General features: G+C 70.9%; 23 protein-coding genes and 1 pseudogene. 10 read left to right on the top strand and 14 right to left on the bottom strand.

Features of this window, described 5'->3' with window-relative positions; all coding sequences use genetic code 11:
- Positions 1 to 19 precede the first annotated feature (19 nt).
- From OHA55_RS27455 to allB, 4 genes are all read right to left on the bottom strand, one after another.
- Positions 20 to 349 carry a putative quinol monooxygenase gene (locus tag OHA55_RS27455; RefSeq protein WP_266710334.1) on the bottom strand — a complete coding sequence of 110 codons (330 nt, stop codon included), beginning with the start codon at positions 347 to 349 and terminating at the stop codon, positions 20 to 22.
- Between the two features lie 301 nt (positions 350 to 650).
- Complete coding sequence (locus tag OHA55_RS27450; protein WP_266711202.1) at positions 651 to 1655, bottom strand: DUF6215 domain-containing protein; 1005 nt, start codon at positions 1653 to 1655, stop codon at positions 651 to 653.
- 250 nt (positions 1656 to 1905) lie between these two features.
- The gene (alc, locus tag OHA55_RS27445) at positions 1906 to 3054 is read right to left on the bottom strand and encodes an allantoicase (RefSeq protein WP_266710333.1); all 1149 of its coding nucleotides are present in this window, start codon (positions 3052 to 3054) and stop codon (positions 1906 to 1908) included.
- A complete protein-coding gene (allB, locus tag OHA55_RS27440; protein WP_266711200.1) occupies positions 3051 to 4376 on the bottom strand; it encodes an allantoinase AllB in 1326 nt (441 codons plus the stop codon). The genes alc and allB overlap by 4 nt, the downstream gene beginning before the upstream one ends.
- 559 nt (positions 4377 to 4935) lie before the next feature.
- Between allB and OHA55_RS27435 the strand changes: the two genes are divergently transcribed.
- Positions 4936 to 5727: an IclR family transcriptional regulator gene (locus OHA55_RS27435; protein WP_266710332.1), complete on the top strand. Its 792-nt coding sequence runs from the start codon at positions 4936 to 4938 to the stop codon at positions 5725 to 5727.
- 147 nt (positions 5728 to 5874) lie between these two features.
- Here the strand turns inward: OHA55_RS27435 and OHA55_RS27430 are convergent, their stop codons facing one another.
- Positions 5875 to 6177, bottom strand: a complete 303-nt coding sequence (locus tag OHA55_RS27430; RefSeq protein ID WP_266710331.1) for a DUF5955 family protein — start codon at positions 6175 to 6177, stop codon at positions 5875 to 5877.
- Positions 6178 to 6390: 213 nt separating this feature from the next.
- Between OHA55_RS27430 and OHA55_RS27425 the strand changes: the two genes are divergently transcribed.
- Positions 6391 to 7002, top strand: a complete 612-nt coding sequence (locus OHA55_RS27425) for an NTP transferase domain-containing protein (RefSeq protein WP_266710330.1) — start codon at positions 6391 to 6393, stop codon at positions 7000 to 7002.
- Between the two features lie 105 nt (positions 7003 to 7107).
- Positions 7108 to 7539, top strand: coding sequence for a hypothetical protein (locus OHA55_RS27420; RefSeq protein ID WP_266710329.1), 432 nt, complete (start codon positions 7108 to 7110; stop codon positions 7537 to 7539).
- Between the two features lie 87 nt (positions 7540 to 7626).
- Here the strand turns inward: OHA55_RS27420 and OHA55_RS27415 are convergent, their stop codons facing one another.
- The 3 genes from OHA55_RS27415 to OHA55_RS27405 form a co-directional block, all read right to left on the bottom strand.
- The gene (locus OHA55_RS27415; protein ID WP_266710328.1) at positions 7627 to 8268 is read right to left on the bottom strand and encodes a TetR/AcrR family transcriptional regulator; all 642 of its coding nucleotides are present in this window, start codon (positions 8266 to 8268) and stop codon (positions 7627 to 7629) included.
- A gap of 264 nt (positions 8269 to 8532) precedes the next feature.
- Positions 8533 to 9078, bottom strand: coding sequence for a GNAT family N-acetyltransferase (locus OHA55_RS27410; RefSeq protein WP_266710327.1), 546 nt, complete (start codon positions 9076 to 9078; stop codon positions 8533 to 8535).
- A 109-nt stretch (positions 9079 to 9187) separates the two neighbouring features.
- Entirely contained in the window at positions 9188 to 9541 is a 354-nt protein-coding gene (locus tag OHA55_RS27405) for a hypothetical protein (protein ID WP_266710326.1), read from the bottom strand.
- Positions 9542 to 9850: 309 nt separating this feature from the next.
- Here OHA55_RS27405 and aceB point away from each other — a divergent pair, with 309 nt between their 5' ends.
- The 3 genes and pseudogenes from aceB to OHA55_RS27390 all read left to right on the top strand — a co-directional run bounded on the left by aceB (position 9851) and on the right by OHA55_RS27390 (position 12829).
- Positions 9851 to 11470 carry a malate synthase A gene (aceB, locus tag OHA55_RS27400; protein ID WP_266710325.1) on the top strand — a complete coding sequence of 540 codons (1620 nt, stop codon included), beginning with the start codon at positions 9851 to 9853 and terminating at the stop codon, positions 11468 to 11470.
- Between the two features lie 146 nt (positions 11471 to 11616).
- Positions 11617 to 12183: pseudogene (locus OHA55_RS27395) on the top strand (RNA polymerase sigma factor); the annotation flags it as partial.
- A 322-nt stretch (positions 12184 to 12505) separates the two neighbouring features.
- Complete coding sequence (locus OHA55_RS27390) at positions 12506 to 12829, top strand: hypothetical protein (RefSeq protein WP_266710324.1); 324 nt, start codon at positions 12506 to 12508, stop codon at positions 12827 to 12829.
- A gap of 10 nt (positions 12830 to 12839) precedes the next feature.
- On the opposite strand, the gene OHA55_RS27385 is transcribed toward OHA55_RS27390, so the two are convergent.
- Positions 12840 to 13322, bottom strand: a complete 483-nt coding sequence (locus OHA55_RS27385) for an ATP-binding protein (RefSeq protein ID WP_266710323.1) — start codon at positions 13320 to 13322, stop codon at positions 12840 to 12842.
- Between the two features lie 143 nt (positions 13323 to 13465).
- Here OHA55_RS27385 and OHA55_RS27380 point away from each other — a divergent pair, with 143 nt between their 5' ends.
- The 3 genes from OHA55_RS27380 to OHA55_RS27370 are packed head-to-tail and all read left to right on the top strand — an operon-like array spanning position 13466 to position 14747.
- Positions 13466 to 14299 (top strand): helix-turn-helix transcriptional regulator, encoded by an 834-nt coding sequence (locus OHA55_RS27380; RefSeq protein ID WP_266710322.1) that lies wholly within the window; start codon positions 13466 to 13468, stop codon positions 14297 to 14299.
- The gene (locus tag OHA55_RS27375; RefSeq protein WP_266710321.1) at positions 14296 to 14505 is read left to right on the top strand and encodes a DUF397 domain-containing protein; all 210 of its coding nucleotides are present in this window, start codon (positions 14296 to 14298) and stop codon (positions 14503 to 14505) included. Before OHA55_RS27380 ends, OHA55_RS27375 begins: the two co-directional genes overlap by 4 nt.
- 32 nt (positions 14506 to 14537) lie before the next feature.
- Positions 14538 to 14747: a DUF397 domain-containing protein gene (locus tag OHA55_RS27370; RefSeq protein ID WP_266710320.1), complete on the top strand. Its 210-nt coding sequence runs from the start codon at positions 14538 to 14540 to the stop codon at positions 14745 to 14747.
- 111 nt (positions 14748 to 14858) lie between these two features.
- On the opposite strand, the gene OHA55_RS27365 is transcribed toward OHA55_RS27370, so the two are convergent.
- From OHA55_RS27365 to OHA55_RS27345, 5 genes are all read right to left on the bottom strand, one after another.
- Positions 14859 to 16637, bottom strand: a complete 1779-nt coding sequence (locus OHA55_RS27365; protein WP_266710319.1) for a VCBS repeat-containing protein — start codon at positions 16635 to 16637, stop codon at positions 14859 to 14861.
- Between the two features lie 431 nt (positions 16638 to 17068).
- Positions 17069 to 18523: a YfcC family protein gene (locus OHA55_RS27360; RefSeq protein ID WP_266711198.1), complete on the bottom strand. Its 1455-nt coding sequence runs from the start codon at positions 18521 to 18523 to the stop codon at positions 17069 to 17071.
- An 83-nt stretch (positions 18524 to 18606) separates the two neighbouring features.
- Positions 18607 to 19965, bottom strand: coding sequence for a M20/M25/M40 family metallo-hydrolase (locus OHA55_RS27355; protein ID WP_266710318.1), 1359 nt, complete (start codon positions 19963 to 19965; stop codon positions 18607 to 18609).
- Positions 19966 to 20181: 216 nt separating this feature from the next.
- Positions 20182 to 21180 (bottom strand): fibronectin type III domain-containing protein, encoded by a 999-nt coding sequence (locus tag OHA55_RS27350; protein WP_266711196.1) that lies wholly within the window; start codon positions 21178 to 21180, stop codon positions 20182 to 20184.
- A 232-nt stretch (positions 21181 to 21412) separates the two neighbouring features.
- A complete protein-coding gene (locus OHA55_RS27345) occupies positions 21413 to 21847 on the bottom strand; it encodes a hypothetical protein (RefSeq protein WP_266710317.1) in 435 nt (144 codons plus the stop codon).
- A 262-nt stretch (positions 21848 to 22109) separates the two neighbouring features.
- Between OHA55_RS27345 and argG the strand changes: the two genes are divergently transcribed.
- Positions 22110 to 23555, top strand: a complete 1446-nt coding sequence (gene argG, locus OHA55_RS27340) for an argininosuccinate synthase (protein ID WP_266710316.1) — start codon at positions 22110 to 22112, stop codon at positions 23553 to 23555.
- The last annotated feature ends 15 nt before the right edge of the window (positions 23556 to 23570 follow it).

Raw genomic sequence — 23570 nt, 5'->3', positions numbered from 1 at the left:
CGAGCCGCCGCTCACAGGGTCACCGGTTGACCGGCGTGACCTCCGCCATCCGGGACCAGCCGTCGCCGGGGACCTCGACGTTGATGATCTCGGGGACCTCGGCGACCAGGGACGACATCGTCTTGACGGCGGCCTGGAAGTGGGCCGACTTCACGTGCGCCTCGCCCGCCTCAGCGGACGCGAACGCTTCGAGGAGGACGAACTGGTTGGGGTTCTCCACGCTGTACGACCACTCGAAGAACAGGTTCCCCGGCTCGGAGCGGGTGGCGAGGGTGAACTCCTCCACCGCCGGGAGCCAGTTGTCGCGCTCGGCGACGAGGACGGTGAACTTGACGGCGATGAAGATCATGGCTGCTCCTGGTCGGGACGTGCGGTGACGCGCCGCCGGGCTCCGGAGGCCCGGACGGCACCGCGACCAGGGTGACATACCACTCCGTACCGAACCTTCCGGGCACACCGGGCCGGGCCTCGCGCGCGCTCGCTTCCCGGGCTCCGTCACGGGGCGTCCGGCGGCGGCCCGTGCCTTCGGACGCCGCGCACCTGCTGCCCGAAGCGTCCGCCGGCCGGTGGGAACGCCGGTGGACCCTGGCGCGCTCCCCCGTGCACGGGCAGACGGGTCCGGCGCCCTGCCCTTGCGGGACAGTCCTCCGTCACACAGCCCGCTCGGGAATCGTCGGGAGAACGGCCTCGGCGATGTCGAGGAGTGCGCTGTCGTCCGGAAAAGCGCCGGACCTGCCCCACACGGTGATGTCGTAGTAGCCGCCCCGGTCCTTCCCGTCGAAGGCGACGGACAGCGTTCTGGCCAGGGGTCCTTGCCCGATGGATCCGCCGGATCCATCGCTCCCGGGATTGATCCGGATCGACATGGTGTGCTGCGAGGAGAGAACCGCGGGCCGGCCCATGACCGACAGCTTCTTGATGTCCGTCTCCTCCCCGAACTCCATCACCTTCACGTACTGGGCGATCGAAAGCTTGTCGTACGTGGCCGAGACGTTCACGGTGTAGGTGTGGAACTGGACCTCGGCCTCGGGTTGGGCGACCTTCCCGTCGGTGAGGAGAGCGGTGTTGCTGTTGCCGGATGCCGAGGTCGCGATCTCCCCGGGCGTTCCGAGCAACGTGGCCAGGTCCGGCCTGTTGAGCGCCTTGCACAGTTCCTCGGCGGTGACTGCCTGGGGCGTCTGCCTGTAGGCGCTCGGAAGTTCCTCGTCGTCCCCGCGCGGACACGAGACGGCCTGCGGCGTGCTGTCGTCGTCGGTGGACTGCAGATGGGGACCCAGCCACACCGCGACCCCGAGTGCCGCGAACACGCCCACGGCCGCGGCGGCCTGGCCCCACGCGTTCGGTTCCTTCTGCGGAGCGGCTGGGACGGGACGCTGCCCCACCGGAGCCTGCGGCTGCGGCTGGACGGCAGCGTCGGAGACGGCCCCGCCCCCGGGGGCCGCCGGGCTCGGGTTCCGTCGTGCGCGCAGAGCCCGTACCACCGTGTGGACACGCACCGCGGTGAACGCCAGGAACACCATCCCGATCCCGGCTGCCGCCCATTCCTCCTCACTGACGGCGAGAAACATGATGCGTACGCCGAAGACCGACCCGACCACGATGAACAGGGGCTCACGGACCCAGAAGGGCAGGAGACGGAAGAGAAGTCCGAGCATGTCCCGATCCCACCAGGACAAGATCGTGTTCGCCATGACGGAAGCCACAGTTCCGGCGGGGACTCACGTGGTGCGCGCGACGGGCGGGGTCTGCACCCGCGAACAGCCCCTCGGAGGGTGGCACCTTGGTTGAACAGGTAGCACAACACCACCCGCGTTTACGCATGTTGACCACGAGCCTCGTCCGGAGTGCGTGTACCACGACAACGGCGACCGGAGCGGGAAGCACACCGTGATCCCCGCAAAGCCCTCAGTCCCCCAGCTCATGGTGACGGGCCGCCAGTCGGCTCGCTCCGGTCTCGGTGAGGGAGCCGAAGAGGCGCAGCCGGGAGATCCCGCCGTCCGGGAAGATGTCGATGCGCACCCGGGTGGCGCGGACCGGGGTCTCCAGCACGAAGCGGTGGTTGGTGTCCGGCTGGAGTCGGGTCCGGGGCAGGAACTCGGTCCATGTCCCGCCGTCCGCGCCGCCCCCGTCCGGTCCGTCGCTCAGCGAGAGCGTCGCCCAGCCGGCCGCGTTGCCCTTGAGGTAGGCGGTGTCGATCTCCACGGCCCGGATCTCCGCCTCGGCGGGGAGTGTGTAGCGGATCCAGTCGTTGCCCCGGTCCCGCCGGCGGCGGGTCTCCCAGCCGTCGTCCATCTGCCGGGAGCGGCCGGGCTGGATGGTGTTGGTGGCCGGGGAGTAGAAGCGGTCCGAGGCGTCTTCCACCTGGCCGCCGTTCTCCAGGGCCAGCAGGTCGAAGGTGCCGAGCGCGGTGAGCCAGGCGGGGTCGGGCACGACCTCGCCGTGGACCCGGAGCCGGGCGATGCCCCCGTCGGGGTGCTGGTTGACCCGCAGATGGGTGAAGCGCTGTTCGGTGTCGACCGTGAAGCCGTTGGCGGCGTGGCCGGCGATCTCCGTACGGGGCACCAACGTCGTCCACTTCACGTCCGGCGCAAGCAACTCCTCGGGCGAGGGCGAGCCCGGCAACGCGGTGGCCTCCACGGAGACGGCGCGGGGGTAGTTGCCCCGGAAGTGGGCGGTGTCGACGACCAGTCCCCGCACGATGCCGGGGGCACCGAGCCGTACGAGCGCCCAGTCGTGGTCCTCGTCCTCGGGGTGCGGGCGGTCCGCGCTCGCTCCGCGGCGGCGGCGGGTCTCCCAGCCGTCCATGATCTTGCCCTTGTGCCCGAAGTGTTCGGGGTCGAAGACCGCGGGGCCGGGCGTCAGCAGGTTCTCCCGATCCGCGAAGAACTCGTCGTTGGCGGCCACCACACCGGCACCGAGCCGGCGTCCGGCGAGGTCCACGAGGTGGCCGAAAGGGAATCCCGCGGGGCCCGGGGTGCGGTAGTCGGCGTAGGGGTCGCCCCCCGTGTAGGGGAGGGCGTCTCCGGTCCAGCGCGGCGGTACGGGCTCCGTCATGGTCGGTGGTTCCTTTCGAGGAGGCGGCCGGAGGGATCGGCGAACACGCCGTCGTGGACGATGCGTTCGCCGCGCAGCCAGGTCGAGGTGACGACGCCGTGCAGCGTGCGGCCCGCGTACGCGGTGACGCGGTTGCGGTGCTGGAGTTCGGCCGGGTCGACGGTGAAGGTGGCCTCGGGGTCGAGTACGACGAAGTCGGCGTCGCGGCCCGGCTCGACGGCGCCCTTGCGGTCCAGTCCGGCGAGCACGGCAGGTCCTGCGGACATCCACCGCACCACGTCGTCGAGGGAGTGACCGCGCCGCCGGGCCTCGGTCCAGATCGCGGGCAGTCCCAGCTGGAGCGAGGAGATGCCGCCCCAGGCGGAGGCGAAGTCGGGCGTCTTCAGGTCGGTGGTGCACGGCGAGTGGTCGGAGACGACGCAGCTGATGACCCCGTCGGCGAGCCCCTGCCACAGCGCGTCCTGGTTGGCCGCCTCCCGGATGGGCGGGCAGCATTTGAACTCGGTCGCCCCGTCCGGCACTTCCTCGGCGGTGAGGGTGAGGAAGTGCGGGCAGGACTCGACCGTGACACGTACGCCCTCGCGCTGGGCGGCGGCGATGAGCGGCAGCGCGTCGCCGGACGAGAGGTGCAGGACGTGGACGCGGGCGTCGAGCCGCTTGGCGTGGGCGATCAGCCCCTCGATCGCGGCGTTTTCCGCGGCGCGGGGTCGCGAGGCCAGGAAGTCCGCGTAGGCGGGGCCGCCTTGCTGCGGGGCCGCGTCCAAGTGGCCGGGGTCCTCAGCGTGGACGATGAGCAGACCGCCGAAGCCCGCGATCTCGGCCATCGAGCGCCCCAGCTCCTCCTGGTCCAGGTGCGGGAACTCTTCGACGCCGGACGGCGAGAGGAAGCATTTGAAGCCGAAGACTCCGGCCTCGTGGAGCGGGCGCAGTTCCTTGGTGTTCACCGGGATCGCGCCGCCCCAGAAGCCGGTGTCCACATGCGCTTTGGGGGCGGCGACCCGCTGCTTGGTCCTCAGGTGCCCGACGGTGGTGGTCGGGGGGAGGGAGTTGAGCGGCATGTCGAGGAGAGTCGTGACGCCTCCGGCCGCCGCCGCCCGGGTGGCGGTCCAGAACCCCTCCCATGCGGTGCGCCCCGGGTCGTTGACGTGGACGTGGGTGTCGACCAGGCCGGGGAGGAGGGCCAGGTCGCCGAGCTCCTCCAGCCGTGTGCCCGGCGGCACTTCGGCGTCGTGGGGCAGGACCGCGTCGATCCGCCCGGCCGAGACCGCGACCAGGGCGGGGCGTGTCCCCGCGGGGGTGACGACGCGGGTCGAGCGCAGCATCAGATCCGGTACCCTGCCCGCCGGGGTACGCCCGTCGGCGTTCAGGTCTTTCCGCACGTCCGCACCGAACACCCGTGCTCCTCACTCCGCTTGACCGCGTCGGGACCCCTCGGCGATCCCCCGCGCTTCCCGGAGATTCCCCCAGCCGTTCCTCGGCGACTCCTCGGCGTCCCCGGCGACTCCTCGGCGTCCCCGGCGACTCCCCGGCGTCCCCGGCGACTCCTCGGCGATTTCAACGAACTGTTGAAGGGGGCTCCATGCGGGGAGTCTTCATGCGGGTCTCCCCTCCGTCAAGACCCTTCCTCCGCCGGAGCGCGCCGCGCGGGGCACCCTCGGCAGGGACACGAGGACGGGCGGAAACTTCCGTGAAACAGAATCAGGCTTCCGGATTTCGGAAGCTCATGGGGGTGCAGGGCACTCCGCGAAACCTCCCCGGGCCCGCCCGAGGTAGCGGAAAACAGCCCCTGACCGGCACATACACCGTGCCACGAGCAGTGCGCGGAACGCGACCGCCCCGGTACGCTGCAACCTTGCCTCCCGCTTCGAAAGGACCGTTGACGTGCCGCCGTCCGACGCCAGCACTTCCGACTCCAAGACCGCCGGTTCCAGCGGCGGGGTGCAGTCCCTGGAGCGCGCCTTCGATCTGCTGGAGCGGATGGCCGACGCCGGGGGCGAGGTGGGCCTGAGCGAGCTCTCCGCTGCCGGCGGTCTGCCGCTCCCCACCATCCACCGCCTGATGCGCACCCTGGTGGCCTGCGGATACGTGCGCCAGCAGCCCAACCGCCGCTACGCCCTGGGCCCCCGGCTCATCCGCCTCGGCGAGTCCGCGTCGCGGCTGCTCGGCACCTGGGCACGGCCCTACCTCCAGCACCTGGTGGAGGAGACGGGCGAGACCGCGAACATGGCGCTGCTCGACGGCGACGAGGTCGTGTACGTCGCGCAGGTCCCCTCGAAGCATTCGATGCGGATGTTCACCGAGGTGGGCCGCCGGGTGCTGCCGCACTCCACCGGCGTCGGCAAGGCGCTGCTCGCGCACGCCTCGCCCGAGGAGGTACGGGCGCTGCTGGCGCGCACCGGGATGCCGGCCGCCACGGAGAAGACGATCACCACCCCGGACGGTTTCCTCGAAGCGCTGGAGCAGGTCCGCCTCACCGGGTACGCCATCGACGACAACGAGCAGGAGATGGGGGTGCGGTGTCTGGCCGTCGCCGTGCCCGACTCCCCCACCGCCGCCGCGATCTCCATCTCGGGCCCGTCAGGACGGGTCACGGAGGCGGCGACGGAACGGATCGTCCCGATCCTCCGGCAGACGGCGAAGGAGCTCTCCGAGGTTCTCACGGCGGGGGGTTGAGCGCCCGGCACGGTCCGGCCGGAGCACCGGCTCGTACGAGGAGGGGCGGCGGGGACACGATGTCCCCGCCGCCCCTCCTCGTATACGACCCGTGTCCGGCCCGCGCACGACCCGCGTACGCCTTTCGACGCCCGGCCGCGTGCCGTGTCACCCGCGCGGCGGCTCCCCGAAGAGATCCACCGCGTTGCGTACCGCCCGGAGTCCGGGCGCCAGCGCGCTCACCGAGCCGATCGCCCCCGCGATCAGCAGCAGGGAACGGCGGAGCCGGGGGATCTCCGGCACCCCGCTGACCGCCATGGCGTCCAGCGCGGCAAGCTCCTCCTCCGCGATTCCCCGGTCGGAGAAGTCCGCGGGAAGCCCGGCCAGCTCGCGACGGAGCCGGGACACCGATGTCCGCAACTCCGTGACCCTGGGGTCCTCGCCGCTCCCGGTCACCCGCTTCTGCTCCACACTTCGCAACAATGCACTCCCCCTCGCACGCCGTCGTGCCGTATGCCTTTCGCGCCCCGGCGCATGGTCAAGTGCTCCGGAGTGGAGGCAAGTTAACGCCATCGAAGGTGGCCGGCGCCACTCCGTGACGAGAAATCGGGGTTACCCCTGAGAGTGACCCCACTTTCGCGTGTGCGAGCCCGTTCGACAGCGTGTCGGTGGTATCCAGTGCACATGGTTCCTGTGCGGAAGAATCCCCTGGTCACCGGGGTACTGCTCGCCGCCGGCGGCGGCCGGCGTCTCGGCGGCCGGCCCAAGGCGCTTCTCACCCACCGAGGACGCCCGCTGATCGAACACGCGATTCGCTCACTGCGCGAAGGTGGCTGTGACCGGATCACGGTGGTGCTCGGCGCCGCCGCCGAGGAAGTACGGTCCCGGGCCCGGCTCGCGGGATGCACGGTGACGGTCAACCCGGAGTGGCACCAGGGCATGGGCAGTTCGCTGCGCGCGGGTCTGACCGCACTCGCGGGGACCGGAGCGGACGCGGCGCTCGTCCTCCTCGTCGACCAGCCCGGCATCGCCGCCGAGGCGGTGTCCCGGGTCCGCGCGGCCCACACCTCGCCTGCGAGCCTCGCGGCAGCCTCGTACGACGGCCGGCGGGGCCACCCGGTACTCCTCGGCGCGGACCACTGGGCGGGAGTGTCGGCAGCCGCCACCGGCGACCAGGGGGCCCGCGCCTATCTGCGGGAGCACCGGGAGGCGCTCACGCTCGTCGAGTGCGCGGACGTGGCGGAGGCGTACGACATCGACACCCCGGAGGACCTGGGGCGCCTGGACGGCCGGTGACCGCCCGCGGGCCGGACCTCACGGGCGCGGGCGGGACCGGAACCGGCGGGCAGCCCTTCCCGAGGACTTCCGGTCCCCTCCCGGTCGCCCCCTAGTCTGTCCCGCATGCATCAGCCCCGACGACGCGACAGGCGCCCGGCTCGCCGTGCGCCACGGGAGCAGGTCCAGGACCGGGCATTCAGGCTCCCGGACGCGGGCGGCGTCGACGTGGTCCTGGTCGGCTACTTCTCCGCCCGGCAGAAGGACTTCGAAGTGCTCATGGCGTCGGCCGCCGCGGAGCTGGCCGCACGCGGCGCCCGGACCACCGCGCGAATCGTCCAGAGACGAGGAGTGTCGGACGGCGGGGTCCGGACGATGGCGCTCCCCTACTCCTCGCGGACCCTGCTGAGTCACGGGAAGGTCCGCGAGGTGGCCCGGGTCTGCGAGGAGACCGACGCGGACGCGGTGGTCTTCCTCAACTCCCTGACCGAGCGCCAGCGGCGCAACCTGACAGCGGCGCTCGGCCGTCCCGCCGTGGCTCTCGCCGACGTCCTCTAGGGCCGCGTCGGCCAGGGTTTGCCCGCCGCGACGGGGCAAACCCTGGCCGACGCGGCACTGGCTATCGGCTCGCTCCCGGGCGGCGGGTCAGGACGGCTGCCGCAGCCCCGCGACGAGGAGGGCGACGAGCCGACGAGCGTCGTACCGGGGGTCCTCGTCGGAGCCGATGCAGAGGTTCCCGATGCCGCGCATGAGGTGGTACGCGTCGATGTCGGCACGGATCTCGCCGGATGCGGCGGCCGCGTCGAGGAGTTCGGCGCACACCGGCAGGAGGCGCTCCAGGAAGTAGTCGTGCAGCGTCTCGAAGCCGGCCCTGTCCCCCTGCATCGCGGCCGCCAGACCGTGCTTGGTGACCAGGAAGTCGACGAAGAAGCCGATCCACCGCTCCAGTGCGGCGCGGGGTGTCGGGCCGGCCGCCAGCAGGTCCGGCCCGGCTTCGGCGCAGGCGTCGACCTGGTGGCGGTAGACGGCGATGACCAGGTCCGCGCGGGTGGGGAAGTGGCGGTAGACCGTGCCGAGGCCGACACCGGCCTTGGCCGCGATGTCCCGTACCGGCGCGTCCACGCCCGAAGCGACGAAGACCGCCCCCGCCGCGTCCAGCAGGGCCTGCTGGTTGCGGCGGACGTCCTTGCGCTTGGGTACGGCCGCACCCGCCGCGTCCCGCCCCGCGCCCTGCCCGTCCGGCCCGCCCCGACCGTCTAGCTCCCCGTCCCGATCACTGTCGCCCACCGCGACGCTCCCTCCGTAGCCCGCACTACGGAACGACGTTCCGTACCTTTATGGAGCGATGTTCCGTTTCACTCATGATGGCAGACCGGAGTGACGTTCCGCATCTCCGGCACCTGGGGCCCGTTCGGCCACGCCGATCCGTTCTTCGCCACGCCCAGCCGTGCGAACAGACAGGCTCGCCGTGCCTGTCAGGCAACTCCTGCTCTCCGCCATCCTCGTCCGGGCCCGCGAGTGGTCAAGAGGACACTTCTCAGAGGCTGTCGGTCAGAGCGGATCAAGGAGCATCAGGACCTCGTCCCGGGTGTCGTCGGGCGCGAGGCGCAGGGCGCCGGGCCAGCGGCCTGCCTCCCGCCACCCGAGGTGGCCGTAGAAGTCCTCCAGCCCTTCTTTCCCTCGGGCCGCGAGACGCAGTTGTTCGAGCCCGAGCTCGTCACGGGCAACCGTCCGCAGTTCCCGCATGAGAGCGGAGCCGACACCACGGCCGCGGAAGTCCGGATGGGTCTGGAGGTGGTGGACGGACCCCCAGTGCGCGACGAGCCGGAAGGGATCGTGCCTGAGGAGAACCCATCCGGCGACGTCCTCCCCGAACCTCGCGACGAGGAGACGGCTGCGCGATGGGTCGAGATGACCGAGAAGGTCGTCCACGGCCGGTTCGACGTCGTCGTCGCGGACGGGCGGGAAGGGGAATCCCGCAGCTCCGCCGATGTTCGTGACCGCGATCCAGCAGCTGACGAGCTGTCGCCTCAGGTCGGAGGAGACCTCGTGCACCCCGGTGATCTGTGTGAGGGCGGGCACGGCCTTCTGTTTCATGCGCAGAAGCATCCCAGGTGATGCGGACATCACCGGGACCGAGCCCTCGGAACCGAGCCTCTCGCCTCGCAGAGACAGCCTCCGGTGACGGTCCACCGGTTACCGCCCGTCAGAGTGGAAAGGCCTCATCGACCAGGGTCTTCAGGTCCGCCGGCAGACCTGGGGCGTCCCGCCAGTTCTGGGCGACCAGCAAGAGTGCGACCCATGCGTCACGCGCCTCAGCATCCGACTGCCCGGAAAAAACCGCGTCCAGCACCCGCCTGGCAAGACCGTCGACAATCTCGTACAGGGCATCCGAGACCTTGCTCACGTCATCCAATGGCGAGCCCGCAGCATGCGCGGGCGCACCGTCGAGCCGGATGGTGACCGAAGCAGCCGAGTACGTCCTCGCGTGGAGGAACTCACGTAGGTTGCCGACTTGCTGACGAGACGGCAACAGCGGCCGATCCGGACTCTGAGACACCCCGTCACCGTACGTGAAGCGAGACCGTCACTCACGTCCCTCACACAGCAGCGGCCGCACTGCGGCCACGCCGCCACCCCTGAGGACTCCGTCGGCTGCCGCCGGTGGGGCCCGAGGGTGAACCGCCGGTCCCGGGGCGCCGCGCCGTACCGTCCAGCCATTGAGGTTCCACGATGAGGAAACTACTATCCACTAGCCAGAAGGCGAGGAAGGCGTGAAGAGCCCGCAGGCGCCATACGCCCGCGCCGCGCCGCACGCCTGCCCGCACCCCACGCCCGCCCGCCCGCCCCCCTGAAGGAGTGACCGCTCATGTCCGTACCGGCGCCCTCCCCGCTGGTCATCGTCGACGCCGAACCCCTGCCCCGGCAGGAGGAGGTGCTGACCGAGGCGGCCCTCGCGTTCGTGGCCGAGCTGCACCGGCGGTTCACCCCCCGCCGCGACGAGCTGCTCGCCCGCCGGGCCGAGCGCCGCGCGGAGATCGCCCGCACCTCCACCCTGGACTTCCTGCCCGGTACGGCCGGGGTCCGCGCCGACGACTCGTGGCGGGTGGCGCCCGCCCCGCCGGCTCTGGACGACCGCCGGGTGGAGATCACCGGGCCGACGGACCGGAAGATGACGATCAACGCGCTCAACTCCGGCGCCCGGATCTGGCTCGCCGACTTCGAGGACGCCTCGGCCCCCACCTGGGAGAACGTCGTCCTCGGGCAGCTCAATCTGATCGACGCCTACGAGCGCCGCATCGACTTCACCGACCCGAAGTCCGGGAAGACGTACGCCCTGCGGCCAGCCGGGGAGCTGGCGACCGTGGTCACCCGCCCGCGCGGCTGGCACCTGGACGAGCGTCATCTCCAGCTCGACGGGACCCCGGTACCCGGCGCGCTGGTCGACTTCGGCCTGTACTTCTTCCACAACGCCCAGCGGCTGATCGATCTCGGCAAGGGCCCGTACTTCTACCTCCCGAAGACCGAGTCCCACCTGGAGGCCCGCCTATGGAACGACGTCTTCGTCTTCGCCCAGGAGTACACCGGCATCCCGCAGGGCACGGTCCGCGCCACCGTCCTCATCGAGACGATCACCGCCGCCTACGAAATGGAGGAGATCCTCTACGAGTTGCGGGACCACGCCTCCGGCCTCAACGCCGGGCGCTGGGACTACCTCTTCTCCATCGTCAAGAACTTCCGTGACGGCGGTACGAAGTTCGTCCTGCCGGACCGCAACGCGGTCACGATGACCGCCCCGTTCATGCGCGCGTACACCGAACTCCTCGTCCGCACCTGCCACAAGAGGGGCGCGCACGCCATCGGCGGCATGGCGGCCTTCATCCCCTCGCGCCGGGACGCCGAGGCCAACAAGGTCGCGTTCGAGAAGGTCAAGGCGGACAAGGACCGCGAAGCCGCCGACGGCTTCGACGGCTCCTGGGTCGCCCACCCGGACCTGGTCCCGATCGCCCTCGCCTCCTTCGACGCGGTGCTCGGCGAGAAGCCGAACCAGAAGGACCGGCTCCGCGAGGACGTCTCGGTCGCGGCGGGCGACCTGATCGCCGTCGACAGCCTGGACGCCCGCCCCACGTACGAGGGTTGGCGCAACGCCGTCGCGGTCGGCATCCGCTACATCGAGGCGTGGCTGCGCGGCACGGGCGCGGTGGCCATCTTCGGCCTCATGGAGGACGCGGCGACGGCGGAGATCTCCCGCTCGCAGATCTGGCAGTGGATCAACGCGGACGTGGTCTTCGAGAACGGCGAACACGCCACCGCCGACCTGGCACGCGAGGTCGCCGCCGAAGAACTGGCCACCGTCCGCGCCGAGATCGGCGAGGAGGCCTTCGCGGCCGGCCGCTGGCAGCAGGCCCACGACCTGCTCCTCCAAGTGGCGCTGGACACCGACTACACGGAGTTCCTCACGCTGCCCGCGTACGAGCAGCTGCGCTGAACCCCGTACCGCTCCCACCCGGCCGCCCCCGGCGCACCACGCCGGGGGCGGTGGCGCGTCCGGGCGGACCGGCATGACGCAGGTCACAGGAACCCGGGCCGTGCCGCGGAGAGATGACAGGTGTGAGGGAACAAGAAGACGACGACCTGCGCCGACGCGTGCGCGCGGGTGAACGCGAGGCGTTCGCCGAGCTGTACGAGGAGTGCGCGCCCCAGGTCCACCGGCACGCGCTGCGGCTGACGGGCGACCGCTCGGTCGCCGAGGACATCATGTCGGAGACCTTTCTGACCGCCTGGCGCCGACGGGAGACCGTGACGGAAGAGGGTGGTCCGCTGCTCCCCTGGCTCCTCGGCATCGCCACCCACACGTGCGAGAACGCCCGGCGCGGGGCCCGCCGCCGCATCGCCTTCCTCGCCCGCCGACCGAGGCCGGAGGTGGTACCCGACTTCGCCCCGGAGACGGTGGACCGCCTCGACGACACGGAAAGGCTGCGGGCGGTCCAGCACACACTGGGGAGACTGCGCCGTCACGAGCGGGAGGTGCTCTCCCTCTGCGTGTGGTCCGGCCTCGACTACGCGCAGGCGGCGCAAGCCCTCGGCGTGCCGGTCGGCCGCACTCGCGGCCCTGCCCGTACGGGAGGAGACCCGATGAGCCAGAACCACGACGACACCGGCCTGTCCCAGGACCGGCGCGGCGTCCGGGAGTTGCCGGACGCCGACGCCCGGGAGATCGCCCGGCTGATGCCGGCCCCGGACGTCGACGTGCTCTCCCCCGAGCGGCACCGTCACCACAAGGAACTGCTCATGAACCTCATCGACCACGACACGGCCGAACAGGCCGGCACCACCGCGACCGCCCCCGGGGCCACCGGGTCCGGCCGGCCGGCCCGCCGCCTCCTCCTCCGCCCCGCCGTGCTCGTACCGCTGTCCGCGCTCGCTCTCGCCGGGGTGGTGGTCGCCACCCTCGCCGTCGCCCCCGGCCCGAACCGGCCCACCGCCTCCGCGTCCGCCTCGCCCACCGCCGACGCCACCGGCCGTGGCGGTCCGGCGCTGCTGCACCGCATCTCCGCGGTGGCGCTGCGCACCGGCGTTCCCGCCGTCCGCGACGACAGACGCCCTCGGGCGGCACGGGCTGGGCATCGCCCGCGAGGACACCCGCTACGGCACCCGCACCGAGTGGGTCTTCGACCGGACCGACCTCTCCTTCCTCGGTTCGCGCAGCTATCTCACCGAGGACACCTTGTACGGGGAGGCCGGAACTCTCCTTTCCAGCCTCGCGCGGACCGGCTGGGGCGTGGTCGACCGGGCGGGCGAGCTGCCGTCGAAGGCGGCGGGAGGGAAGGACACCGAGCAGAGCTGACACAGCACGGTCAGGCGGTGCCGGGAGGGCCCTTCTCCCCGTACACCTCCGCCCACACCGTCTTGCCGGGCGCACCCGAGCGGGGCACGACGCCCCAGCGTTCCGCGAGCCGGGAGACGAGGAGGAGCCCCCGGCCCGACTCCTCGTCGAGGCCCGGCTCGCGCGGATCGCCGGGTGATGGACACCGCTCGGTACGGGTGTCCGTCACCTCGATCCGCAGGGTGCCGTCCTCCCCTTCGGTGAGCCGCACGTGGAAGTCCCGTCCCGCCACCCGCCCGTGCCGCACCGCGTTCGCCGTCAACTCGGCGGCGATCAGCGACAGGGTGTCGTTCGTCTCCGAACCCCAGGGGTGGCCCCACTCGTGGAGCCGGAGCGACACGAGACGGCGGGACAGACGGGCGCCGCGCGGTGTCGAGGTGAATCGCATGGCGAACTCCCGCACCGGTGCGCCGGTTTCAACCATTTCCACGGGAGAGGTAATTGCTTCGTTCATGAGGAAAACCCTCGTGCCCTCCCCCTACCGTTGACCAGGAGTGACGCGCTGACGGCCCGGGGCTGTACGCGACGGCACGCACCCTGTACACGCGATGGAGCGTGAAGCGGCAGGGCGGGAAAGCGACCGTGGAGGCAGGGGTCATGCCGGAAGAGCAGCAACCGCATGAGGCGCACGAGAGCGGGACGGGCATCCTGGCCGTCGTCGGACGCCAGTTGAAACTGCTCCGCGTGGCCGCCGGCCTTGAACGGGCCCAGCTCGGCGCCCTCACGGGTTACTCCGCCTCCACCATCGCCGCATTCGAACAGGGGCGGCGGGTGCCCCCGCCGAAGTTCATCGACCAGGCGGACGACATCCTGCGGGCTCACGGCCTGCTGAGCACCAGCAAGGAGGAGGTGGCCCGAGCCCAGTACCCGGCCTTCTTCCGGGACGCCGCCAGGATCGAGGCGGAGGCGGCAGAGCTCTCCGTGTACGACACCGTGGTGATCAACGGCCTCCTCCAGACGGAGGAGTACACCCGTGCGCTGCTGAAGGAGCGGCGCCCGTTGCTCGACGAGGCCACCATCGACCAGCGGGTCGCCGCACGGCAGGCGCGTCAGGAGATCTTTCCTCGCTGGCCGGCTCCCCTGCTCAGTTTCGTCATGGAGGAGTACGTCGTCACTCGGGGGCTGGGAGGCCGCGAGGTGCGGCGCGGACAGCTGGAACACCTGCTGCTGACCGGGCAGAAGCGCAATGTCGAGATCCAGGTGATGCCGGCGGACCGGGAGGACAACGCGGGCGTGGACGGTCCGTTCACCGTTCTCATCCCTCAACACGGCGAGCCGGTCGGCTATCTCGAAGTACAGGGCCGGAGCACACTGGTGACGGAGCGCAGAGAGGTCCGCGCTCTGGCGGCCCGCTATGGGATCATCCGAGCCCAGGCCCTCACCCCGCGTGAGTCCCTGGCCTTCATCGAGAAACAGCTGGGAGAGGTATGAACGTCCACGTCACCACCGGTGGTTCCGACGCAGGGCTGCGCTGGAACAAGAGCAGCCACAGCGGCGCCGAAGGCGGGCAATGTCTTGAGGTTGCCACCTCCCCCGGCACCGTCCACGTGCGTGACTCCAAACAGCACACCGGCCCCACCCTCACCCTGACCCCGGGCGCCTGGGCCGCGTTCGTCGCTGACGCCGCACGCGACTGACCCGCGTACAACGACCGAAGGCTGGGAGAGGTATGAACGTCCACGTCACCACAGACGGCTCCGACGCGGAGCTGCACTGGTTCAAGAGCAGCCACAGCGGTGCCGAAGGCGGAGACTGTCTTGAGGTGGCCACCTCCCCCGGCACCGTCCACGTGCGTGACTCCAAGCAGCCCACCGGGCCCGTCCTCACCATGGCCCCGGGCGCCTGGGCCGCGTTCGTCGCCGCAACCGCAGGCGACTGACCGCCACTTACACACGCGGGCGCGTACATGGGACGGCCGCCCCGCCCCCGCTGGTGTGCGGGGACGGGGCGGCCGGTGCGGCGCTCGACGAGCGTCGCGCAGGGTCGACGATCAGCCCAGGTCGGGGTACTGGTTCCAGCCCCCGCTGCCGATCTGGACGCGGGCCTTGAACGGGGTCTTGGCGACTCCGGTGCCCGCGTAGAAGAACAGCTGGCCCTTGGAGTTGGACGCCAGGAGGTCGCTGATGCCGTCGCCGTTGATGTCGGCGGGGGAGGCCAGGCTGGAGTACTGGCTCCAGCCGGCGCCGCCGACCTGGATACGGGCGCCGAACGGCGCGGCCGCCTTGCCGGTGCCGGGGTAGAAGAACAGTCCGGCGGAGCTGCGGGCGAGGAGGTCCGCGCGGCCGTCGCGGTTGAAGTCACCGGCGCCGACCAGCTTGTTGTACTGGCTCCAGCCGCTGCCGCCGACCTGGACACGGCCCTTCATGGAGAGGCCGTCGCCGTTGCCGGCGTAGAAGTACAGCGCGGTGGAGCTGCGGGCGATCAGGTCGCTCTTGCCGTCACCGTTGAGGTCGCCGGGGCCGACGACCAGGTTGTACGACTTCGAACCGGCCGCCAGGAAGTTGTCGTTCTCCGCGTAATTGGCCACGTTGTACAGGTGGCCGTCGTACGTGCTGTGCGCGATCAGGCTGGACCACCCGTCGGACCGGAGCGCGACGCTGTGGGTGAGGCGCGAGGCGGAGCGGTCCCAGCCCGTGCCCTGGAGGTACTTCGCCGAGAGCTTCCCGAGGCCGGTGCCCTGGTAGTAGTACAGGGTGCCGTTGCTCGTCCGGGCGAAGATGCCGGACTTGCCCCATGCCGCGTTGTTGCCGGCGCCGGCGAACTGGGTGACGTCGCCCCAACCGGAACCGGACGTCTCGCGGTCCTGGAAGAACCCGTTGCCCTTGCCGTCGTAGAAGGACACCTTGCCGTCGTAGCCGCGGACCATGAGGTCGGCGGTGCCGTTGCCGTTGTAGTCGGTGCCGCCGGTGATCTGGTTGTACTGCAGCCAGCCGGTTCCACCGATCTTGATCTGGGCCTTGAACGGGTAGGCGTTGTTCTTGCCGTTGCCCGGAAACACGAAGAGCCCGGTGGAGTTGCGGGCCACGAGGTCGGCCACACCGTCACCGGTGAGGTCGTCCGCGCCGACCAGCTGGTCGAACTGGCTCCATCCGGCACCGCCGACCTGGATGCCCTTGCCGAAGTTCGTTCCCGTACCCGGGAAGAGGAACAGCCCGGCGGTGCTGCGGGCGAGCAGGTCGGGCGCGCCGTCGTGGTTCAGGTCACCGGCGACGACGAGCTTGTTGTACGCCTGCCAGCCGGTGCTGAGCGTGGTGTACGAGCTCAGACCGCCTTCGCTGGTCGCGTCGGCGCCGTTGTGGAGCCGGAGCGAACCGGTGGGCGTCACCGTCAGCAGGTCGGGCTTGCCGTCGCCGGTCATGTCGCCCGGCAGCAGCAGGTCCTTGACCTGGCCGTTCTCACCGGAGATGGCGTCGGCGGCGCTGTACCCCCAGTCGGTCCACACGTCTCCCGAGTCCAAGCGGTACGCGAAGTCGCCGGTGCCGTCACCGTCGAAGTCGGCACGCTGGGCAGCGGTGGCGACGACCGCGGAACGGGCCATCGGGTTGTTGGGCGCCGGAGCGACCGCGTTCTCGCGGCCCGGGATGGTGAAGGTGTGGCGTGTGGTGGTGGTGTGCGGCACGGTGACCGTGCCGGGAGTCGCGGCGTCGTTTCCGGCCGCGTGTGCGGTGATCGTCATCGAACCGCTGACCAGGAGACCGGCGCAGACTATCGCTGCCGAGGTGGCCATCTTCCGGGACCGACGGGTCCCGGGTACTGCGGGGTTGGGCATTCTGCCTCCTGTGGAAATGACGACTCCACGGAGAGCGGCGCGCGCCGGAGCCGACTCACACGTCATGCGGAGTCGGATGTATGGCGCCGTCGACGTGCCTTCGGTGTCGGTCGTGACACCGGCGCACGGCATGACGGAAACGGAAATCCCCCCACCAGCGGTGGCGCCCCTCCCCAGGGTCGTGAAGTAGATCTATCCCCAGAAGGGCACCCCGGGCAAGTCCATTGTCCGATCGGACCGGATTCCTTGCGCATTCCTGATTGTCCCTCCCCGGGTGGATTTCGGGAGGGAAAGGGGCAGGCCGTACGTAAACGATGGGGAATGGCCGGCTGGATTGGCGAGAAATGGAGGGTGAATACGAGTGGCCAGGGTCACTCGACGAAGAGCCACGAGTGCACCCCGACCGCCCGAACCCTTACTTCATCGCACGGTCAGGTCCACACCGCGCCGAGTGCGACGAATCCACAGATCAGAACGAAAAGGATCGCCAGCAGCGGCCAGACGAAGCGCAGGTACGTGTCGTAGCCGATCTTCGCCAGCGCGATGCCACCGATGGTGACGGCGGTCGTCGGTACCCAGAGGTTCATCCAGCCGCTGGCCGCCTGCCAGGCCGTCACCACCACGGCGCGTGAGACGCCCGCGAAGTCGGCGAGGGGCGCGAGGATCGGCATCGCGAGGGTGGCGTGCCCGGAAGTGGAGGGGATCAGGAATGCGAGGGGCAGGTTGACGATGAACACGACGACGGCGAAGAGGCCGGACGAGACCCCGGACACCGCGCCCTCGATGGAGTGCAGCACCGTGTCGGTGATCTGCGAGTTGTTCATGATCACGGTGACACCGCGGGCCAGCACGATGACGAGCGCGGGTGAGATGAAGTCCGCGGCACCCTGCACGATCGTCGCGCTGAGCTTCTGTTCGCCGAACCGTGCCACCACGCCGACGACCACCGCCGCGACGATGAAGAGCGCGGCCAGCTGCGGGAAGGACCAGCCGAGCTCGAAGCCGTACGGGGTGGCGTCGGCGTCCCCGGTGATGGCGCCGGCCCACGGCACCACGGAGAAGATCATGAAGGCGAAGGTGAGTCCGACGAGGACCAGGATGAGCTGGTGCAGCGGGGTCAGCGGAGGCGGTTCCTCGGTTTTCGCCGCCGACTGCTCGCGGTCACCGGGCAGGAACCCGGAGAGGGAGCGTGCGGGGTCCTTGCGTACCCGGGAGGCGTAGCGGACGACGTAGGCGATGGTGACGGCCGTCAGGACGATCCACATCAGCCCGCGCAGCACGATGCCGTCGCCGAGGGAGATGTCGGCGGCGGAGGAGGCGACGCCGGTGGCGAAGGGGTTGACGGTGGAGCAGAGCACACCGATTCCGGCGCCGAGGATGATGGTGCCGGTGGCGACCACGCGGTCGTAGCCGAGGGCGAGCATCAACGGCACGATCAGCCCGTAGAAGCCCAGGGTTTCCTCGGCGAAGCCCTCCACCGTGCCGAGCAGGGAGAAGACCACCATCACCCCGGCGATGAGCAGCGCGCCGCGCTCGCGGAGCCGGTGGGCGAGCCGGCCGATGCCCCGGTCGAGGGCTCCGGTGGCGAAGACGACGGTGATGAACGCGCCGATCGCGATGACGAAGAGGAACACGCCCGCGCTGCCGTACAGTTCGCCGGCCAGATCGGGCCCGACCTGTCCGGTCTCGGCGTCCCGGATTCCGTACAGGCCGTTGACGGGCGAGAGGAAGAGGTCGTTGAGCCGGTCCACGAAGCTCTGGCCGGACGGGACCCGGTGGTAGGTGCCCTGGACCGGGGCGCCTTCGGCGTCGCGGTCGTACGCCCCCGAGGGGATGAGGAAGGCGAGGGCCCAGACGGCGAGGGTCACCAGGGCGAGAATCGTCAGCGCGCTCGGGAACGTGAACTTCCGCTTTCCCCGGGGCTTCTCGCCGGAGGCGGCGCCGCCCGGGGCGCCCGGTGCCCGGGTGCTCACGCCGTGCCTCCGGCCCGGTGGCCGGCGGCGAACTCGCGCAGGAAGGCGGCTTCGGCGATCACCGCCGACCGGAGTTCGGAGAAGAGTACGCGTTCGTTCGGGGCGTGCAGGTTGCACATGTTGTCCTGGGCCCCGAAGAGCAGTACCTCCGCCCCCGGCACGGCCCTGGCCAGCCCGTTGACGAGGGGGATCGATCCTCCACTGGCGATGTACGCGGGTTCCTCGCCCCATCCCTCGCGCAGTGCGGTGAGGGCCGCCCGGTAAGCCGGGCCGTCGGTCCTGGCCTCGAAGCCGGGGCCGGTGTCCCCGGCGATGACGGTGAGCGGGATTCCGAACGGGCGCAGTGCCTCCAGGTGGGTGACGAGGAGTCCCCTCGCCTCGCGCGGGTCCTGGAGCGGGTGGAACCGGAGGTTCAGCTTGGCGCGCGCGTAGGGCACCACGGCCGAGGCGGCGTGGTCGACGCTCGGGGCGTCGATGCCGATGACGGTGATCGCCGGTCCGCTCCAGAGCCGTTCGCCGAGGCTGCCCGATCCCGTCAGGGGTACTCCGTCGAGCACCCCGGCGAGGGAGCGGAACTCCTCCTCGGTGAAGGTGGTGCCGGTCCACTCCTCCCGCCGCAGTCCCTCCACGGCCACGTCGCCGTGCACGTCGTGCAGGGTGGAGAGCGCGGTGAGCAGCGCCAGCAGGGCATCCGGGGCGGCGCCGCCGAACTCGCCGCTGTGCCGCGGCTCGGCAAGGGTACGGACTTCGACCACGACCTCTGCCGCACCGCGCAGTCCCGTGGTGAGGGTGGGGCTGCCGGGGCGGATGTTGCCGAGGTCCGCGATGACCATGGCGTCGCAGGCGAAGCGGTCCGGGTCGGTGGGCGGGTACTCGTCGAAGGCGCTGCCGTACTCCTCCTGGCCTTCCAGGACGATCTTCAGCCCGACCGGGGGCGCACCGCCGAACGCTCTCAGCACGCCGAGGTGGACGATGACGTTGGCCTTGTCGTCGGCGACACCGCGGGCCCTGAGGCCGCCTCCGCCGTCGAGGAGGGTGGGCTCGAAGGGGGGCGACCGCCAGAGGCTCGCCTCGCCCGGGGGCTGGACGTCGTAGTGCCCGTAGAGGAGGACGGTGGGCGCGTCGGGGGTGGGCGGGGGCACTTCGGCCACGATGACCGGCGCGGTGTCGGGGAGGTCCAGCCGGTCGATCCGCGTGACGCCGGCCCCGCGCAGCAGTTCCACCACGAGGTCGTGGGCCGCCAGGACCGGTTCGGGCGGGAAGCCGGGGAAGGCGATGGAGGGAATGGCGGTCAGCCGTTCCAGGTCGGCGGTCAGACCGTTCATCAGCGCGTCGACCCGGGTGCTCAGGTCCATGGTGCACACCCCTGTTCGTCATGTACTCGCGTCCGAGGTCCCGGGCCGTGTCCATGACGGTCCCCGCGCCCGACACCCTGCGGGCGTCGCGGGCCGGGCGCGGGGCTTCGCGGACACGCCCCGGAGATCAATGGACCACAGGGCGCGCGCTCCCGCGCGTCCACGAGGACGCGCCGGACACGGCCCGGTTCCGGGCGCCGTCGTGGGGGCGGGCCCTCAGCCGCCGAGTACGAGGGTGCGCTGCGCGGAGAAGTCGCCCCATGTGCCATCGGGGAGCTTGGCCCGGACCTTGACGGAGTGCCGGGTGCCCTTCGGCTCTGTGAGCGTCAGTTCGTAGGTGGCGCGGCCCTTCGGAGGCGTGCCGCCCCAGACGATCGTGGTGGTGGGTTTGCCGTCGAGGTGGAGTTCGTAGGCGGGGATCGCTCCGCCCACCTCGGGCTGGTCCCAGGTGAGTGTCACGACGTAGTCGCCGGGCTTGCCCTTCGTCTCCGTGCGCAGACCGGTGGGGGCCGTGCTCGCGGGGGCGCCGGGGACGGACTCGGTGGTGATGTCGACGGACCGGCTGTCGGCCGAGGACTTGTCCGAGGCGTCGCGGGCCCGGACGGTGAAGGTGTAGACGGTTCCGGGGCGCAGGCCGGTCAGCCGGGCGCTGGTCACGGTGCCGGAGACGCTGTGGATGCGGGAGTCCTCCTGGTAGACGTCGTACGAGGAGACGCCGACGTCGTCGGTCGCGGGTTTCCAGGACAGGGTCGCGCTGTCGGTGCCGACCGCGGTGGCACGGAGCCCTCCGGGTTCGGTCGGCGCCTCGCGGTCGTCGGGCGGGGTGGGCTGGGTGGTGACGGACACCCCGGGGCCGGCCGCGGAGAGGTTTCCGGCCGCGTCGCGGGCGCGGACGGTGAAGGTGTAGTCGGTGGACGCGGTGAGCCCGTCGACGTCGATCATGTGCTTGGCCGCGGGGACGGCCTTCACGCGGGTGGCACCGCGGTAGATCTCGTATCCGGTGACCGCCTCGTCGTCGGTGGAGGGCTCCCACATCACGTGCGCGGAGGTGGCGCTGCTCGACTGGGCGGTCACGCCCTGGGGGGTGGTGGGCGCCTGGGTGTCGGCCGCCCGCGCCGAACCGCCGCAGCCGGTGAGGAGGGAGAGGAGGAGCACTGCGGAACAGGTCGACACGACACGCGTGGGGGGACGTTGCACGGCGCTGCCGCCTTTCATCCGGGGCATTGGTCCAGACCTGTATGGCACGGCGCGCGGGCCGGTCACAAGAGGAGTGCGCCGAACGTTCCGCAATGTGGCGATGTGCACCCGCCACGGCTTGCGCCGGGGCACCCGGATGTGGTTACGGAGTTCTGGATTCCGCCCCGGGGAAGGGCCGGGTCGGGCGGGACACCCGGGCCACCGGCCCCGGGAGCGGCACGAGTGCCCCGCCACGGTCCCCGACGGGCCGTCAGCAGGCGATGGCGTACCAGACCGGAGTCCAGTTGACCGTCGTCGACTGATAGGCGGTGGAGGAGAAGAGGTAGTTCTGGTTCTTGTCGTAGAAGTACGCCACGGTGCCGGGGGTCTGGTTGTTGACGAGAGGGCCGCTGCCGGTCAGGTTGGGGAGCTGGTAGAGGGTGTTGCACTTGGTGTAGGCGAAGCTGTTGCCGTTGGCGCCCTGCCCGCACACGTAGGTGTAGGAACAGGACAGCGCCGCGGCGGCGGACTTCACCGCGGCGGGCGACTCCACCGCGTGCTGCCGGGCGCCCGCGAGCGCCTTCGCCGCGAGGACGGCCTCGTCGGGCCGGGCGGAGGCCGACGCCGGCCCCATCAGCCCGAAGAGCGAGCCGGCCACGAGCGTCGCCGCGGCCAGCAGGGTCGTGGCGGTCTTCCGTACTGCCATGAGGGTCTCCCAGGATCTCCGTCCCCGAAGAGACGGGTACGAGGTGGCTTCCACTTCGCCCCCGGCCCCTCGCCGGCGCGGGCCGACAAGGCACTCGGGGGCGACGCGAGACCTACCCCCGACCACCTCCGGTAACCTTGCGTGACCGCACGGTCACCCTAAGGAGTCCCGGGTGGCACTTCGCCCGTCGTCCCCCCAACGAGTGAGCCACGACTCAGCCGACCGGGTTGCATGAACATGCATCGAAGTGCATACTTTTCCTATGTCTAAGGTAATGACCTCTCTGCCCGTCGGGGAACGCGTCGGCATCGCCTTCTCCGGCGGTCTCGACACCTCCGTCGCGGTCGCGTGGATGCGCGACAAGGGCGCGGCGCCGTGCACGTACACCGCCGACATCGGCCAGTACGACGAACCCGACATCGCCTCCGTGCCCGGGCGCGCCCACGCCTACGGGGCGGAGATCGCCCGGCTGGTCGACTGCCGGGCCGCCCTCGTCGAGGAAGGGCTCGCCGCGCTGACCTGCGGGGCCTTCCACATCCGTTCCGGCGGACGCGCGTACTTCAACACCACCCCGCTCGGCCGGGCGGTCACGGGCACCATGCTCGTGCGCGCCATGCTGGAGGACGACGTCCAGATCTGGGGCGACGGCTCCACGTTCAAGGGCAACGACATCGAGCGGTTCTACCGCTACGGCCTGCTGGCCAACCCAGCGCTGCGCATCTACAAGCCCTGGCTGGACGCCGACTTCGTCACCGAGCTCGGTGGGCGCAAGGAGATGTCCGAGTGGCTGCTCGCCCACGGGCTGCCCTACCGGGACAGCACGGAGAAGGCGTACTCCACCGACGCCAACATCTGGGGTGCCACGCACGAGGCCAAGACGCTGGAGCACCTCGACACCGGCCTGGAGAGCGTCGAGCCGATCATGGGCGTGCGGTTCTGGGACCCGTCCGTCGAGATCGCCACCGAGGACGTCACCGTCGGCTTCGAGCAGGGCCGCCCGGTGACCATCAACGGCAAGGAGTTCGCCTCCGCCGTCGACCTGGTGCTGGAGGCGAACGCCATCGGCGGCCGTCACGGCCTGGGCATGTCCGACCAGATCGAGAACCGGATCATCGAGGCCAAGAGCCGCGGCATCTACGAGGCGCCGGGCATGGCCCTGCTCCACGCGTGCTACGAGCGGCTGGTCAACGCGATCCACAACGAGGACACCCTCGCCAGCTACCACAACGAGGGCCGCCGTCTCGGCCGCCTGATGTACGAGGGCCGCTGGCTGGACCCGCAGGCGCTGATGATCCGCGAGTCCCTGCAGCGGTGGGTCGGCATGGCCGTCACCGGCGAGGTGACCCTGCGGCTGCGGCGCGGCGAGGACTACTCGGTCCTGAACACCGCCGGACCGGCGTTCAGCTACCACCCGGACAAGCTGTCCATGGAACGCACCGAGGACTCCGCCTTCGGGCCGGTGGACCGGATCGGTCAGCTGACCATGCGCAACCTCGACATCGCCGACTCCCGCGCCAAGCTGGAGCAGTACGCCGCCATCGGCATGGTCGGCAGCTCCCACCAGGCGCTCATCGGCGCGCAGTCCACGTCGACCCCGCTGATCGGCGCGATGCCCGAGGGCAACGCCCAGGAGATCGCCTCGCGCGGGGAAGCCCCCGGCGGCGACAAGCTTCTCGACAGCGCCGCCATGGAGTTCGGCGCCGACTAGCCGGACCGGACCGTG

This window comes from Streptomyces sp. NBC_00102 (genome assembly GCF_026343115.1).
GTDB lineage: Bacteria > Actinomycetota > Actinomycetes > Streptomycetales > Streptomycetaceae > Streptomyces.
Note: the sequence above shows the minus strand (reverse complement) of the source record. Positions and strands in the feature narration are given on the sequence as shown.